Origin of the sequence: Nostoc sp. FACHB-133 (genome assembly GCF_014698055.1) — a bacterium.
Taxonomy (GTDB): Bacteria; Cyanobacteriota; Cyanobacteriia; order Cyanobacteriales; family Nostocaceae; genus Nostoc.
Genome location: NZ_JACJSH010000001.1, coordinates 416391 through 432062 on the forward strand (window position 1 = coordinate 416391; position 15672 = coordinate 432062).

General features: G+C 42.5%; 12 protein-coding genes. 5 read left to right on the forward strand and 7 right to left on the reverse strand.

The features are described from left to right. Nucleotides 1-163: 163 nt before the first annotated feature. On the forward strand, nucleotides 164-1546 hold the full coding sequence (locus H6G86_RS01955; protein ID WP_190932856.1) for an aldehyde dehydrogenase: 1383 nt from the start codon (nucleotides 164-166) through the stop codon (nucleotides 1544-1546). Nucleotides 1547-1634: 88 nt separating this feature from the next. On the opposite strand, the gene H6G86_RS01960 is transcribed toward H6G86_RS01955, so the two are convergent. From H6G86_RS01960 to H6G86_RS01970, 3 genes are all read right to left on the reverse strand, one after another. Then, nucleotides 1635-2240: a sulfite oxidase-like oxidoreductase gene (locus tag H6G86_RS01960; protein ID WP_190932857.1), complete on the reverse strand. Its 606-nt coding sequence runs from the start codon at nucleotides 2238-2240 to the stop codon at nucleotides 1635-1637. A gap of 278 nt (nucleotides 2241-2518) precedes the next feature. Then, a complete protein-coding gene (rpmF, locus tag H6G86_RS01965; RefSeq protein ID WP_012407602.1) occupies nucleotides 2519-2692 on the reverse strand; it encodes a 50S ribosomal protein L32 in 174 nt (57 codons plus the stop codon). Between the two features lie 345 nt (nucleotides 2693-3037). Further along, nucleotides 3038-3520 carry a hypothetical protein gene (locus H6G86_RS01970; protein WP_190932858.1) on the reverse strand — a complete coding sequence of 161 codons (483 nt, stop codon included), beginning with the start codon at nucleotides 3518-3520 and terminating at the stop codon, nucleotides 3038-3040. Between the two features lie 200 nt (nucleotides 3521-3720). On the opposite strand from H6G86_RS01970, the gene H6G86_RS01975 reads away from it, so the two are divergent. Further along, nucleotides 3721-5601, forward strand: a complete 1881-nt coding sequence (locus H6G86_RS01975; protein WP_190932859.1) for a caspase family protein — start codon at nucleotides 3721-3723, stop codon at nucleotides 5599-5601. 109 nt (nucleotides 5602-5710) lie between these two features. On the opposite strand, the gene H6G86_RS01980 is transcribed toward H6G86_RS01975, so the two are convergent. From H6G86_RS01980 to H6G86_RS01995, 4 genes are all read right to left on the reverse strand, one after another. Next, a complete protein-coding gene (locus H6G86_RS01980; protein WP_190932860.1) occupies nucleotides 5711-6088 on the reverse strand; it encodes a Mo-dependent nitrogenase C-terminal domain-containing protein in 378 nt (125 codons plus the stop codon). Nucleotides 6089-6842: 754 nt separating this feature from the next. Then, a complete protein-coding gene (locus tag H6G86_RS01985; RefSeq protein ID WP_163927741.1) occupies nucleotides 6843-8612 on the reverse strand; it encodes a ribonuclease J in 1770 nt (589 codons plus the stop codon). Between the two features lie 280 nt (nucleotides 8613-8892). Further along, the gene (dapA, locus tag H6G86_RS01990; protein WP_163927740.1) at nucleotides 8893-9777 is read right to left on the reverse strand and encodes a 4-hydroxy-tetrahydrodipicolinate synthase; all 885 of its coding nucleotides are present in this window, start codon (nucleotides 9775-9777) and stop codon (nucleotides 8893-8895) included. Between the two features lie 126 nt (nucleotides 9778-9903). Beyond that, entirely contained in the window at nucleotides 9904-10941 is a 1038-nt protein-coding gene (locus tag H6G86_RS01995; protein ID WP_190932861.1) for an aspartate-semialdehyde dehydrogenase, read from the reverse strand. A gap of 883 nt (nucleotides 10942-11824) precedes the next feature. Between H6G86_RS01995 and tig the strand changes: the two genes are divergently transcribed. The 3 genes from tig to clpX all read left to right on the forward strand — a co-directional run bounded on the left by tig (nucleotide 11825) and on the right by clpX (nucleotide 15620). Further along, nucleotides 11825-13261 (forward strand): trigger factor, encoded by a 1437-nt coding sequence (gene tig / locus H6G86_RS02000; protein ID WP_190932862.1) that lies wholly within the window; start codon nucleotides 11825-11827, stop codon nucleotides 13259-13261. Nucleotides 13262-13571: 310 nt separating this feature from the next. After that, nucleotides 13572-14270 (forward strand): ATP-dependent Clp endopeptidase proteolytic subunit ClpP, encoded by a 699-nt coding sequence (gene clpP / locus H6G86_RS02005; protein ID WP_190932863.1) that lies wholly within the window; start codon nucleotides 13572-13574, stop codon nucleotides 14268-14270. A 9-nt stretch (nucleotides 14271-14279) separates the two neighbouring features. Then, nucleotides 14280-15620: an ATP-dependent protease ATP-binding subunit ClpX gene (clpX, locus tag H6G86_RS02010; protein WP_190932864.1), complete on the forward strand. Its 1341-nt coding sequence runs from the start codon at nucleotides 14280-14282 to the stop codon at nucleotides 15618-15620. Nucleotides 15621-15672 lie beyond the last annotated feature (52 nt).

Genomic DNA, 15672 nt, shown 5'->3' on the forward strand with positions numbered 1-15672 from the left:
GGGTATTTTATCCTGATATTTCATAAATTATGACTTTACTAATATCTCCCAAGAATTTCAATTAAATATTCTAATCAGAAAGTCAAACGCCAAAAAATGACGAATTAAATATGCTGAGATAGCAACGCCACATTAAAAAAATAGTTTTTTAGAATACAAAACAATGATTACCACTGAATTATCTAAGATTGGCGATATTATCCAGAATCAGCGAGAGTTTTTTGAAACTGGTAAAACTAAAGATGTCACTTTTCGCATTGAACAACTTAAAAATCTCAAGCAAGCCATAATTGAGCATGAACAAGCAATAGTCGAGGCATTAAAAGCAGATTTACATAAACCAGAATTGGAGATTTACATTACAGAAATAGGCGTAATTAAGGAAATTGATTATGCTATAAAACATATCAATACCTGGACTAAGCCCAAAAAAGTACCAGTTTCCTTTGATTTTTTTTCCTACTCAGCAAAAATTTATCCAGAACCTTTAGGGGTTGTTTTAATCATTGGCCCTTGGAACTATCCATTTCAGTTAATTATCTCACCATTAGTAGGTGCGATCGCAGCCGGGAATTGTGCAATTATCAAGCCTTCAGAAATCGCTTCTCATACCTCTAGTGTCGTTGCTAAGATTATTGCCAAACATTTCGACCCAGCTTATATTGCAGTCGTAGAAGGAGATATGGAAGCAAGTCAAAAACTACTTGCAGAAAAGTTCGATCATATCTTTTTTACTGGTGGCACAGCTATCGGCAAAATTATTATGGCAGCAGCAGCCAAATATCTCACACCAGTGACTTTAGAATTGGGTGGTAAAAGTCCTTGTATAGTAGATACTGATATTAATCTTGAACACACCGTCAGACGAATCACTTGGGGAAAATTTATTAATGCCGGACAAACTTGTATCGCCCCTGACTATCTTTTAGTTAATAAAAAAATCAAAAAAGATTTAATAGATGGGCTGAAAAAATGCCTAAGAGAGTTTTATGGTGATAATCCTATAAGTAGTCTTGATTATGCCAGAATTATCAGTCAAAAACACTTTGATAGATTGATGAATTTTCTCAAAGATGGTGAAGTTATCATCGGTGGAGAAAATCAATCTTCAGAGCGTTATATCGCTCCCACAGTGATTGATAATGTCTCTTCGGAAGATTCTGTAATGCAGGAAGAGATTTTTGGGCCAATTTTACCAATTATTGAATATACTGACGTTGCCGAAGCGATCGCATTGATTAGCTCTAGACCTAAACCTCTGGCGTTATACTTATTTTCTCAAAACAAAAACCTGCAAAAGCGAGTTTTGCAGGAAACTTCATCTGGTGGGGTCTGCATCAATGACACAGTGATGCAGGTTGGTGTCTCGTCTTTACCATTTGGTGGGGTAGGAGATAGCGGCATTGGCAACTATCACGGCAAAGCTAGTTTTGACACTTTTTCCCATAACAAAAGTGTATTGCAAAACTCCTTTTGGCTCGATTTAAAATGGCGATACGCTCCTTATGAGGGCAAATTGCCACTCATAAAGAAACTTTTGGGTTAAAAAATTAGGAGTTAAGGATAAAAATCCACAACTCCTAATTATGCCAATTTTAGATTTTGAATTTTGGATTAAAGAAGAAATTTAAAATCTAAAATCCAAAAGCGTTGCTGTAACGCTCCTCAGCCCAAGGTTCACCACGGCGATGGTAGCCATTGCGCTCCCAAAAACCAAGTTCTTCACCAGCTAAAAACTCTAAACCATTAATCCACTTAGCACTTTTCCAAGCGTAGAGGTGGGGAACAACTAGCCGCATCGGGCCACCGTGTTCAGATGGAAGGTCTTCACCAAAGACTTTAAAGGCAAAGAAGTTTTCTTCCCGGATGAAATCTTCTACAGAAATATTGGTAGTGTAGCCGCCATAGCAGTGTTCCATAATGTGGGCTACTTTCGGATCTAGCTCGATCAGATCCATGAAATCTGTAACTTTAATGCCAGTCCATTTGACATCAAGCTTAGACCAGCGCGTTACACAGTGGAAGTCTGCCGTGAATTCGTGTTGAGGTAGCGCCATAAAGTCTGACCAACTAAAGGTAGCAGATTTTACCAAACCCCAAACTCGAAATTCCCATTCCTCAATGCTGACTTGAGGAGTTGCACCGTAAGTTAGTACGGGGAAACCTTTAGCTAAGTGTTGACCAGGAGGAACACGTTCCCCCTCTTCTTTCCCTGGTTTGTGAAAAAATTTTCCTAGCATAGTTGGAGAAAAATAAGTTTTCTCAAAGTGTTTACAAGCTTTCTTGCTGAATTGCCAACACTACCAGATGTTTTACTTTTATATGATTACTTAATTATCACTCATCAGTGATAGGTAATGGGTAATGGATGTTCCCAATTACTCACTACCAATTTTTATCGAGCTAATGAGCTTGTGTAGAGTATCTATGATTCAAAATGCAATCAGGAAAGCTAATAAAAAGCGTTGATCCAGTAGTAAGAAGATTGGTGCTGTTTATGCTTTGCCTGACTGGGAAATTATGATTCTTCTTCCTCTTCTTCAGCCGTTGGATACACAAATGTAGAACGTCCAGTCAAAATTGACTTACCCAGAGAGAGGGCTTTCTGAGCTTCGACGACGGCTTTGTGCCTCCAGGTAGCTCGACGTTTATCTCGTTTTGATTTGGAAGTTTTCTTCTTAGGAACAGCCATGTCAGCAGATATCGCGATTCTTGACAACCTTCTTATTCTAGGCCATCCACTGACGCGAAGAACAACAGGTAAGTTGAATTGATAAGTTGAGATTGAAGTAGGACACGCAAATAGAGGGAATTTAAGTATTCCACTCTTTACGTCTCCGTGTCTAGCTCAACGAAGAGGCAGGGGGAAGAGGGCAGGGAGCAGGAGGAAATGATCCCTTCATCCTGCCGTGAAGCAAAGCGGAATATGGGTCTGAGCCTCCCACTTCTGTTAAGTGGTTCTGGAACAGGGAGGGGTCGAATCCCCTTTCTGTTATATTCCCCCTACTCCCTGCTCTCTTGCCTCTTCTTCAATCCTTCATTTTTTGCTTGATATACCGTTAGCTGCTGTAGAGCTATTGTCAAAGAAAAGTAGCGATCGCGCAGTTTTGAAGTAAGTAGCCCAGTTTTGGGCATCAGGACGCGATCGCCATTGGGGACGACTCACATCTAATGCCAGAACTGGTGCGATCGCTCCAAAATTTTGTACGGATACAATGATTGAAACATCTGTCACCAAGATATCTTGGTCGAAGCTCCTTTGGGCGGCGGCTCTAGCGGCCGCTTCCGCCCTCCGTAGAACGGTTTCATAGTTTTCTTCTGGCAGGCGGTCAATAGCTAGATCGACTCTAGCGGTGTAAGCTCGCACAACCTGGGGCGCGATCGCTTCCGTCAAAAACCACGCAGGAACAGTGGATATGAGCAAAATTAATAAAGGAACTATCCGGATTCTTCTGGCAATTTGGCTAATAACTGAAAAGGGAGTGATCGATGATGGTAGGTGAGCAGCAATCTTGCTCATGACCTTCTATCTCCTTAGTGATGATCTGTTATTGAAATTAGGTAAAAAGTATTTTCCGACTAGATAACGTAATAAAAATTACATTCTAACTTAAGATTCGATGAGAATCACCTAGGCTATAAGACATAGGTTAGCTTTGTTTTTTTGGCAAAGCCAACCGCAATTTTAAGACCAGCAAACAATAACTGACAAAGAGCGGGATGGCAAATTACTGGGCGATCGCGATTGGCATCAATCACTATCAGTTATTTCAACCTTTAAGTTGTGCCCAAGCCGATGCTGAGGCACTAGAGGATTTTTTGGTGACAGAGGCAGGCTTTCTCCCCAAACATTGCCTGCTAATGACGGATACTTCGCCGCCAATTGGAGATCGATCAACTTATCCGACTAAAGAGAATATTCTGTTGCTGCTTGAGGATTTGGCAGCCACAAGTTGGCAACCGGAAGACTATCTGTGGTTATTCTTTAGCGGTTATGGAGTCAATTACAAGGGCAAAGATTACTTAATGCCAGCAGAGGGCAACCCCGAACTCGTGCAAGAGACTGGCATAGAATTGCGATCGCTAATGCAAAGTCTCCAACTTGCTGACTTGAATGTATTGCTACTACTCGATATCAACCGCGCTTTTGGCACTCAAGCGGATGCTCCCGTTGGTGAAGAAACAATAGAACTAGCCCAAGAACTACAACTAGCGACAATTCTTTCTTGTCAACCAGAACAATTTTCTCACGAAAGTAGCGAATTAGGTCACGGATTCTTTACAGCAGCTTTATTAGAAGCTTTGCGTTCTGGTAATGGTAGTAACCTGTCAGATTTAGAAAGTTACCTAAGTCTGATCATGCCAAAATTATGTCACCACCATTGGCGACCTGTCCAAAACCCTGCAACTATCATCCCATCAAGGGCGCAGATAATTTTGCCAGAATTGGCAATGGAAAGTGACTTTCAAGCAAATCCGGTGATTTATCCTGAAGAATCTTTTGCTGTTGCTCTTGCAGCCCCTCCCCTTGACGATTACCCCAGAACTTCAGCAGAACGGGGCAGATGGGGAGAAGCTACTGTGAACTCCTCCCAGCAGGTGAAGGCTTATAAGGTTGAGAAGCCTAAAGGTCAACCAGTCCAAGAGTCAGCTACTAACTTACTTTCCCAGCCAATGGCGGAAACTTCTTTAGGAGCGAATCCCAAGGGAAGATTTATCCCCAATTCCTCCAAAGGTTACGTCTCTCGATTGCCATCAAATCAGCCAGGCCTCCCTTTTTGGAAACAGTTTATCTTATGGGGCGGAGGCAGCTTGCTAGTAGCAGGTTTAATTGCTGTAGTTTTTCTTCGCAATCAAGAAACTTTTAGAATTAAGCAAATATCAACTGCATCGCCTAGTGCTACTGCTAGCGATCGCCAGATTATCGAGAACTTACCAAGTGATAGTACTTCAGTAGTTAGACTTAACAACCAATCTAGCGCCCAAATCATCTCTAGTTCCGAGTCGAAAAAGCGGAATCAAGCAGTATTAGACTTGGCGAAAATGTCGCTCAGACAAACTCAGGCTAGCGATTTGAGTATGGCGATCGCTACAGCCCGGAAAATTAAACCTGGTGAACCACTGTACGAACAAGCCCAGGAGAATATTAAGATTTGGAGCCGAATGATTTTAGATTTAGCAGAGGGTCGTGCTAAACAAAGACAGTATGCTAGTGCTATTGCTGCCGCTCGATTAATCACCAAAGATGAAGCCCCCTACGCCAAAGCACAAGCAGCTATTAATCTGTGGCGGCTAGAGGGCAAACAGTATGTGAGTAACAAAACTCTTTTAGATGCAGCGAATGCCTTAATTAAGTCTGGACAGGCATCTACTTACAATCGGGCGATCGAAGTTGCCAAGAAAGTACCAGCAGGTCAACCAGGCTTTGATAGTGCCCAAAAGTCGATCAATAAATGGAGTGAGAAAATTTTAGACATGGCCAAGCGTCGCGCTGCCGAAGGAGATCGTAGTGCCGCAATTGCAACTGCTGCGCTAGTTCCAGAGGAGACAGGCGCTTACGAAGATGCTCAGGATGCCATTCAAAAATGGCAAAAGAAATAGTAAAAAAATAATAAAAAATGCTTAGGAGTTAGGAGTTAGGAGTTATATTATTGATCCCCGACCTTTTACTCCTGACTCCTAACTTTTCCTCAGCGCTCATATCGCAGTATTAGCAGTACTGTGATACATCTTCGCCACACTCGTCGGCTAGATAGCACAACGCTCGGAAACGCAAACCAACCACTTCTTCATATAAGGGGTTGAGCTTGCACATGGGTGGAATGTGAAACAAAGTTTTCCCAAATACTTTGACATCACGCTCAAAGGGACATTGAGATGGGATTAGTTTGCACAAGCGGTGAGCTAGTTGGCGATCGCGAATTTGAATGTTTTCTACTCGTTGCCGTAGGGGTTGGAGAATATCCCAGTAAGGCTTGGAAGGAGAATGGTTAAGCTGGCTTACTTTATGGTCAGTAGTCTCTGCTTGATTGATTGATACCCAGCTCGCCAGAAAAATCTTTTTCGTGGTATTGTCGAATACCTTCATGGTTAACCCTCTGTGTTATTGAGGCTATTCACCTTTTTGATGAATATATACAACGTGGCAACGAACTTTCCCGGAAAAATCGCGTTCTGACTGCGATATAATGTAATACCTGATTAGCCACTTAAGTCAGAACCTAATTTATTACTACGTCAAGTTAATCGCAAATTTCTGGGGATCGGTAGTGTAATATTACGATCTTGTTCATAACTTGACACAGTTTAAATTTTAATAAAGACATCCATCATTGGATAGGTTTTAGTGTAACATTTACAGAACTTAATATAAGGTCTTTCTAAAAGAATTTTTGCTAAGTATAAATATCAGTAATACCCTAGAAGGCTTTTTTCCTCTCCGTGTTCCCACTTTCTCACGTAAGTGTGTCTTGTTCATAGCTGGCTGAATACCGTAGAAGTAGTGATTTTTGAGCGACTAGAATCGATTGCATTTCACAAAACGTAGGTTGCCAGTGCCAATTTGAGAATGATATAGTCTGACGCATTAAAATCAGATGAACTTGCTTATGGTGTCTTTGTACTCTACAACGCAATCCATCCTGCCAGTACGCTGTACGCACGCCTTCAGTGACAGCAACCTAACAAGTTAGATCGAAGAACTATAGGCAAGCTCTATACCCATGAGAAAAGAAAGCGCAAAGACGTTCAGAAAAATTCTGTGTCTTTGCGCCCATAGAAGTTTGAGCGGTGAAAACCACTGCTCAAACTTCTCTCTGTATGAAATTTTTACCTTAAATTCTCTATGATGCTACTTGAGCAGCAGTCCGAGTCCGTCGTCTTCTGCCATCGGCAACTTTTACAGGTGGCTCATCAGGGATTTGCATCAATAAAGTCACAGATGGCTGACATTGCAATTCTCGACGGATAGAACGTTGCAATTCTCGTTCTAAAGTTCCTTGCAATCCGCCCCAGTCTATATCTGCTGCTTCACCGCCAGGAGCAAATTCTGTCCAGCGCACAGTGAGGATTTCTTCAATGCGTTGTTTTACCCAGGTTTGTAGCAGCGATCGCTCTACAGTTGTAACTACACCCCGCAGGTGAGTTTCTGGTTTGGCCAACAGTTTACCATTCCAATCAATTGCAGCTGCGATCGTGATAATGCCTTCTGAAGCCATGCGTTGCCGTTCTTGTAAAACTTTGGCGCTTACCATACCCGAACTGGTAGTATCCACTAATTCAATACCAGATGGCACTTTACCAGCAACGCGAATAGCATCTTCAGTCAGTTCGACAATATCACCATTCTGAATAATGATCATGTTTTCTGCGGGAATACCCATACTCTGAGCCGTTTCTGCGTGCTTCACTAGCATCCGATGTTCGCCGTGAAATGGCACAAAGAACTTGGGTCGAGTTAAGGCAATCATCAGCTTTTGCTCTTCTTGACAGCCGTGACCGGATACGTGAATCCCTTTATCCCGTCCATAGACCACTTTTGCACCCTGAATCATTAATTTATCAATGGTGTTGACTACAGCGATCGTATTTCCGGGAATGGGGTTAGCAGAGAATACTACTGTATCTCCTTGGCGGATTTTAATATGAGGATGTTCTTTATTAGCAATGCGAGTCATTGCTGCCATCGACTCACCCTGAGAACCTGTAGTTAAAATTAGTACTCTTTCATCAGGCAGATTTCGGACTGCGTGTAATGGTTGCAGCAGATTATCTTCACACTTGATGTAACCTAAATTACGGGCATGAGCAATCAAGTTCAGCATGGAACGCCCCACAATCGTCACTACGCGATTTTGCTTCTTGGCGATATCCAAAATCATATTGATGCGATGCACGCTAGAAGCAAAGGTTGTGACAAATAATCGCCCAGTGGCTTGACTAAATACTCTCTCCAGGTTTGGATAAACCGAACGTTCTGAAGGTGTAAATCCTGGTATCTCAGCGTTAGTGGAATCACTTAGCAGGCAAAGAACGCCTTTTTCACCATGTTCTGCTAATCGTTGCAAATCAAACTTTTCCCCATCTACTGGGGTATGGTCAATTTTGAAATCCCCTGTGTGAATGACTACACCAAGGGGAGTATGAATGGCAACAGTGAAACTATCCGCGATGGAGTGGGTGTTACGGATATATTCCACTAAAAAGTTTTTGCCAATCCGCACTACATCACGTGGTAAAACTGTTCTGATTTCTGTGCGATCGCGGACTCCTGCTTCTTCCAATTTACCCTCTAGCATCGCCATTGCTAGCCTAGGCCCATAAATCACTGGGATATCAAATTGCTTGAGATGAAAAGCAATCCCACCGATATGGTCTTCATGACCATGAGTAACGATCATCCCCTTAATTTTGTGGCGATTTTCCCGTAGATAGGTCGTATCTGGCAAAACAATATTTACTCCATGCATTGCCTCTGTGGGGAAAGCCAATCCTGCATCTAACAGGATGATTTCATCGTCATACTCAAAAAGACAGGTATTTTTTCCAATTTCGTGCAAACCGCCCAAAGGAATAATTTTCAAGGCGGAATTATTAGCTTCGTTTTTAGCCATTTTCTCCTTAGATTGTTACTTGTAGTTAATTAAGTTGATAGTTAACTTTCCTTGTATTTAAGACAACATCATCTGTTTCTTAAGTCAGTCTGAAAGCAATCAAGTTTTAATTGAAATTTTCAATTTTTTATTCAATAAAATCGACTGTACACTTAAGGATTCATAGTATATCTATCAGTCCTAGCACAGGTTTTTAAATTGCAACTTATGAACAATTATGGTCATTGTTTATATCTATCTTTAGAAAGCAGCAGACTACCAACGTTTAACTAGATGGTGGCTAGATTAAACTAAGTTCTTTCAGAACCGCTTCTAACTTTTGACTTACTTCTAAATCAGCTTCACATAGCGGTGGACGAGTTGAACCAACCTCCCAACCTTGGAGTTTCAGCGCTTTTTTCACTGGAATGGGATTTGAAGTGAGAAATAAAGCTTTAAACAACGGGAAGAGTTGGAGATGAATGTCGCTTGCTACCTCAATTTTTCCCGCACTAAAAGCTTGGATCATCTGCTGTAGTTGGTTTCCTACCAGATGAGAAGCCACACTTACCACACCCTTTGCCCCGATCGCTAACAAAGGCAAAGTCATGTAATCATCACCAGAATAGATGTGAAATTCTTTTGGTGTCAAGCGACGAATTTCGCTTGCCTGGTCTATGCTACCAGTGGATTCTTTAATCCCGACAATATTGCTAACCTCAGCTAACCGGGCAACTGTTTCTGGCTGAAGGTTTTGTCCGGTACGACCTGGGACATTGTATAACAACAATGGTAAGTCGGGACAGGCTTGTGCTATTGCCTGAAAGTGCGCTTCCAATCCCGCTTGCGGCGGTTTGTTGTAATAAGGAACAACTTGTAAGGAACCATGTACTCCTATTTTAGACGCTTTTTGGGTGGCAGCGATCGCTTCTTTGGTTGAATTTGAACCACAACCTGCGATTACCTTGGCTTTTCCTGCCACGGACTGCAATACCTCGACAAACAACTGGTATTCTTCATCCCAACTCAAGGTAGGGGATTCTCCTGTTGTGCCGCACATCACCAATGTATCTGTACCGTTGTTAGCTAGATGCACTGCCAGTTCTGCCGCTACACCATAATCTACACTACCGTCTGCTTTAAACGGTGTAATCATAGCGGTTAAAACATTACCAAAATCTCCCACCCTGTTTTCACTCCTGATTGCCCATGTTTTTATATCTTGGTGGTTTCCTATTGTAATAACCTATCTGCAAATTGCTTTCAAGTGTCATTTGTCATTTGTCCTTTGTCACTTACCAATGACCAATGACTAATGACTAATAGCTAATGGTTTGAGTAGATTTTTTTCTACTAGTAATTCGGCGATTTGTATTGCATTCAATGCTGCGCCTTTGCGGATTTGGTCGCCGCACAACCATAATTCCAAGCCACAAGGATGAGAAATGTCCTGACGGATTCTTCCCACTAAAACTTCATCTCTACCTGTTGCTTCAATTGGCATCGGAAAATGATTAGTTTCCCAATCTTCTACCAATTTCACCCCAGGGGAGGAATTTAAAATTTCTCTGGCTTCCTCGGCACTAAAGGGAGTCTCAAATTCTAAATTAATGGCTTCTGAATGGGCGCGGAGTACGGGAACCCGTATACAGGTCGCAGTGATTCTGATTTGCTGCGTGCCAAATATTTTTCGGGTTTCGTTGACCATTTTCATCTCTTCCTCACAATAACCCAAATCATTTAATGGTGAGTTGTGGGGAAATAAATTAAATGCCAATGGGTAAGGCAATACCTCAGCTACTGGCGGCTGTCCTTGTAGTATAGCGCTTGTTTGGGCTTTGACTTCTGCCATTGCCCTAGCCCCTGCGCCACTAGCAGATTGGTAGGTTGAAGCCACGATACGTTGCACTGGTTTAACTTTATGCAATGGCCATACTGCCACAGTCATCAAAATCGTTGTGCAGTTGGGGTTAGCAATAATGCCTTGATGATTGGCTGCGGCTTGTGGATTAACTTCTGGCACTATTAAGGGAACTTGTGGGTTCATCCGAAAGGCACTGGAGTTGTCAATTACCACTGCACCCTTTGCCACAGCAACTGCTGCCCAAGCCTTAGATGTGGAACCACCCGCGCTAGCTAGTACTATATCGACATTTTCAAAGGCGCGATCGCTCACTGGCTCTACTGGGATATTTTCTCCTTTAAACCGTAGCGATCGCCCAGCACTGCGCTCTGATGCCAATAACTTCAAGTCAGCAATCGGAAAATTACGGCTTTCTAATAATTCCAGCAACTCTGTGCCAACTGCACCAGTAGCTCCCAAAATAGCTAAACGATAGGATTTCGACAAACTTGCTTCCTCCTTTAAGAGACTTATCTGCAATTTTTTGGAACAATTGACAATTTATTTATATTTAAATAGCGATCGCAGTCTTGAAATTAATTTTGAATAGATTGAGATTTTCTCTAATTTAGTCTATCTTTAATAGATTTTATAAATTTATTTACTTGGGTTATTTAATAAGTTAAGTGATGTTGCATTTGACAACAACCCCATCCAACTTTATTGATTTATCTAAACTATATTATATTATTGTACAACAAAGCGCCATCTAGCAGAAAAATACATATATCTGCACTTAGACGTTTGACCTGTAAGGTGAATAAACGTCTTGGCTGTAAAGTGAGTTGCCAGCCCGATGAATGTACTATGATGCAAATGGTATAAAATTCGCAACCGATAAAATCGAGCTATGCGGCTAGGCAGCATATTTACTCCTGTACCACAATATAGCTAGACTCAATGCTATAACTTTGAAGTACTAAACTACTGGCTGAAAATCAGAATATCACGGTGTTAGCCCACCGAATAATGAATTCTTGACTTTCCAGTGCTAAATTCAGACTAACTGAAAATTACGGACTGGGGAATAGGGATAAAAATCTTCCCAATCCGCAATGATGCAGCGCTTATTACAAATATTAGGCAAGAAACCCCAGACCTTCTTAGCCCTGGGAGTGTCAATAATTGTTATGACGGTAAATTGTCAAGTCCTTGGCCATTGGCAGTAAACTGGATCTCTGTGCCAGGACACACAATCCATCCTTGCATGTCATAAAGCCTTGTGACAAACTCCCCCTCCTCCCTAAGAGACATCAAGCCATAAACGCGAAAAATTATTGCGTCTTGTGTGTACTCGGAGATTAAAATACCAGAAAACTAGAGACGAAGCATGAAAGTTACCCAGGAAAAACTTCCCGCCAGCCAAATTGGCCTGGAAATAGAGATTACGCCGGAAATTACCAAGCAAACTTACGAACAGGTCATTAAAAACTTAGCGAGTACTGCCAATATTCCTGGGTTTCGTAAAGGCAAGGTACCTCGGCCGATATTACTACAAAGGCTGGGTACAACTCGTATCAAGGCAGCAGCGCTGGAAGAACTAATTCAAGACGGCATTGAGCAAGCAGTTAAACAAGAAGCTATCCCGGCAATCGGTCAGCCGCAATTGCGCTCCTCATTTGAAGATTTGATTAATAATTATGAACCTGGAAAACCTCTGACGATTTCGGCCGCTGTCGATGTAGAACCAGAAGTAAATCTAGTGCAGTACACTGATTTGCTTTTCCAAGCCGAAGAAGTCAAGTACGATCCAGAACGAGTAGATAGTGCCCTTGAGAAGGAACGTCAAGAATTAGCGACATTAATACCTGTGGAAGGACGTTCAGCTCAAATCGGTGATATTGCCGTAGTCGATTTTAAAGGCTCATTTGCCAAAGCCGAGGGCGAAGACGAAACAGCCGAACTAGAACCTATTCCGGGAGCCGAAGCAACTGATTTTCAAGTTGAATTGCAGGAAGATAAGTTTATCCCAGGCTTTATTTCGGGAATAGTAGGCATGAATCCTGAAGAAACTAGAGAAATTGCGGCTCAGTTCCCAGATCCTTATGCTAATGAGGATTTAGCTGGAAAAGCAGCAACTTTCACAGTGACGCTCAAAGAACTTAAGGAAAAGGAACTACCCGAAATAAATGACGATTTCGCCCAGGAAATCAGCGATTTTGAAACCTTAGAGGAGTTACGCGCTTCTTTGGTAGAGCAATATCAAAAAGAGGCGGATGACAAAACAAAAACAAATAAGCAGGAAGCCTTGTTAACGGAACTGCTTAAGCACGTAGAAGTTGACTTACCACTAACCTTGGTTGAACAAGAAGTGGATGCAATGCTAACGCAAACAGCAATGCGCCTGTCTCAGCAAGGATTAGATGTGAGGAAGTTGTTTACTCAAGATATTATTCCTCAATTACGGGAGCGATCGCGTACTGAGGCCATCGAACGCATCAAACGTTCTTTGTCCTTGCGGGAAGTCGGTAAACGCGAATCTATTGAGGTAACACCAGAAGAAATCGCAGCCAGAGTCAAAGAACTTTTAGAACAGTACCCAGAAGAAAAAGAGGTTGATGAAGATAGACTGCGCTCAATCGTGGAAAACGAACTATTAACCGAAAAAACCATCGATTGGCTCTTAGAACATTCCTCAGTTGAACTTGTACCCGAAGGCTCCTTGAGTCCCTCGGAAGAAACGGAAGCCGCAGAATCTGATGCTGATGTATCTCAGACAGAGGAAGAAAACAGCGAACCTTCTACAACAGAAGTCACAGAAGGATAATAAAAAATCCCAAAGCCATAAGTTCACCAGTCCTGAGTTAAAGTACTGGTGAAATGGGTAAGGTAAGGGAGCAGGGACAAAAATAACCAATCCTCAATACCCACTTAGATAAAGTCAAAATAATTTAAAGAATTAATGAATTTTTGGCAAATTGTGACACATGTTATGGACTGAGCTTGATACTGTGTTACACGAGAGGAAGTTATATGAGGCATAATGGTTAACACGTAGCTATAAAAATTCCATTCGTCGAAAAGGCAGCATTTGCTGCTGAAACATCTGTCCTAAATTATCGTCACAGAAAGCCTGTATGTTTGTATCGCAGTCGGGAAACTCCCCCATCAGCAACCAAAGTCGAATAAACATTAACTCCCAGTTGAACAGCCCTAGCAACATCGTACCGATGGTGGTAGAACAGTCTGGCATGGGAGAAAGGGCTTTCGACATCTACTCCCGCCTGCTGCGAGAGCGGATTATCTTTTTGGGAACGCCAATAGACGATGCCGTAGCCAACTCAATTGTGGCTCAATTGTTATTCCTAGATTCCGAAGACTCAGAGAAAGACATTCAAATGTATGTCAATTCTCCTGGTGGCTCGGTCTACGCAGGGATGGCAATCTATGATACAATACAGCAAATTCGCCCTGATGTTGTTACCATCTGTTTTGGATTAGCCGCGAGTATGGGGGCATTTTTGTTAACAGCAGGGGCTGCCGGTAAGCGAATGTCTCTGCCTGACTCCCGGATTATGATTCACCAACCACTTGGTGGCGCTCAAGGTCAAGCTATTGACATTGAAATTCAAGCCAGAGAAATTCTTTACGTTAAGGCTAAGTTGAATCAGTTAATGGCTCATCATACTGGTCAACCCTTAGAAAGAATTGAAGCAGATACTGAGCGCGACTTTTTCATGTCGGCAGAAGAGGCGAAAAACTACGGTTTGATTGATCAGGTCATTTCCAGGCAAAATCTTCCCACAGCAGGGGAAAACGTCACCATTCTGAAATAAGAGGCTGGTATGTCTAAGTACGACTCCCATTTAAAATGTTCGTTTTGCGGCAAGTCTCAGGAGCAGGTGCGTAAATTAATCGCAGGGCCGGGAGTCTACATCTGCGATGAGTGCGTTGACTTGTGTAATGAAATACTAGACGAAGAGTTACTCGATACCAATGGCGCGGCAGCACAACCCGCACCAAGACCAGAAGCACCTCAAAAACGGCGTACTCAATCTTCTAGTATTTCGTTTAATCAAATACCCAAGCCAAGAGAGATTAAAAAGTATCTAGACGAACACGTTATTGGTCAAGACGAAGCCAAGAAAGTCCTGTCAGTAGCCGTTTACAATCACTACAAGCGGCTGGCAGTCATTCAGTCTAAAGCCAGTGGCAAAGGTGGGGCGGATGATGCTGTAGAACTGCAAAAGTCCAACATTTTGTTAATCGGCCCAACTGGTTGCGGCAAAACTCTCTTAGCGCAAACCTTAGCGAAAATCCTGGATGTACCTTTTGCCGTCGCCGATGCTACGACGCTGACGGAAGCAGGGTATGTGGGAGAAGATGTGGAAAATATCTTGCTGCGACTGTTGCAAGTGGCAGATTTGGATATAGAGGAAGCGCAACGAGGAATTATCTACATTGATGAAATTGACAAAATTGCTCGCAAGAGTGAGAACCCGTCAATTACCCGCGATGTTTCTGGCGAAGGCGTGCAGCAAGCCTTGTTGAAAATGTTAGAGGGAACGATCGCCAATGTACCACCCCAAGGAGGGCGCAAGCATCCTTATCAAGACTGTATCCAGATTGATACAAGTAATATTTTGTTTGTCTGTGGTGGTGCTTTCGTAGGCTTAGAAAAGGTTGTGGATCAGAGAGTTGGCAAAAAAGCAATAGGCTTTGTGCAACCTGGAGAAGGCCAAACGAAAGAAAAGCGGGCAGCAGATACTCTCCGCCATTTAGCGCCGGACGATCTAGTAAAATTTGGCATGATTCCAGAATTTATTGGGCGCGTGCCAATGGTAGCAGTAGTAGATCCGCTAGATGAAGAAGCGCTAATGGCGATTCTCACCCAGCCACGCAGCGCTTTAGTGAAGCAGTACCAAAAACTGCTGAAGATGGATAATGTCCAGCTAGATTTTAAACCAGAAGCTTTACGAGCGATCGCTCAAGAAGCTTACCGCCGTAAAACTGGTGCTAGAGCATTACGCGGTATTGTCGAAGAACTAATGTTGGATGTTATGTATGAGTTACCATCCCGTAAGGATGTGACACGTTGTACAGTAACACGGGAAATGGTCGAGAAGCGATCAACTGCGGAACTGATAATCCATCCATCTTCACTACCGAAACCAGAGTCAGCCTAATAGTCATTAGTCATTAGTCATTGGTTATTAGTCAAAAACTAAAGACTAATAA

Coding starts and splice junctions, on each gene's coding strand:
- H6G86_RS01955 (WP_190932856.1), top strand. CDS start 164: ATGATTACCACTGAATTATCTAAGATTGGCGATATTATCCAGAATCAG.
- H6G86_RS01960 (WP_190932857.1), bottom strand. CDS start 2,240: ATGCTAGGAAAATTTTTTCACAAACCAGGGAAAGAAGAGGGGGAACGT.
- rpmF (WP_012407602.1), bottom strand. CDS start 2,692: ATGGCTGTTCCTAAGAAGAAAACTTCCAAATCAAAACGAGATAAACGT.
- H6G86_RS01970 (WP_190932858.1), bottom strand. CDS start 3,520: ATGAGCAAGATTGCTGCTCACCTACCATCATCGATCACTCCCTTTTCA.
- H6G86_RS01975 (WP_190932859.1), top strand. CDS start 3,721: ATGGCAAATTACTGGGCGATCGCGATTGGCATCAATCACTATCAGTTA.
- H6G86_RS01980 (WP_190932860.1), bottom strand. CDS start 6,088: ATGAAGGTATTCGACAATACCACGAAAAAGATTTTTCTGGCGAGCTGG.
- H6G86_RS01985 (WP_163927741.1), bottom strand. CDS start 8,612: ATGGCTAAAAACGAAGCTAATAATTCCGCCTTGAAAATTATTCCTTTG.
- tig (WP_190932862.1), top strand. CDS start 11,825: ATGAAAGTTACCCAGGAAAAACTTCCCGCCAGCCAAATTGGCCTGGAA.
- clpP (WP_190932863.1), top strand. CDS start 13,572: ATGTTTGTATCGCAGTCGGGAAACTCCCCCATCAGCAACCAAAGTCGA.
- clpX (WP_190932864.1), top strand. CDS start 14,280: ATGTCTAAGTACGACTCCCATTTAAAATGTTCGTTTTGCGGCAAGTCT.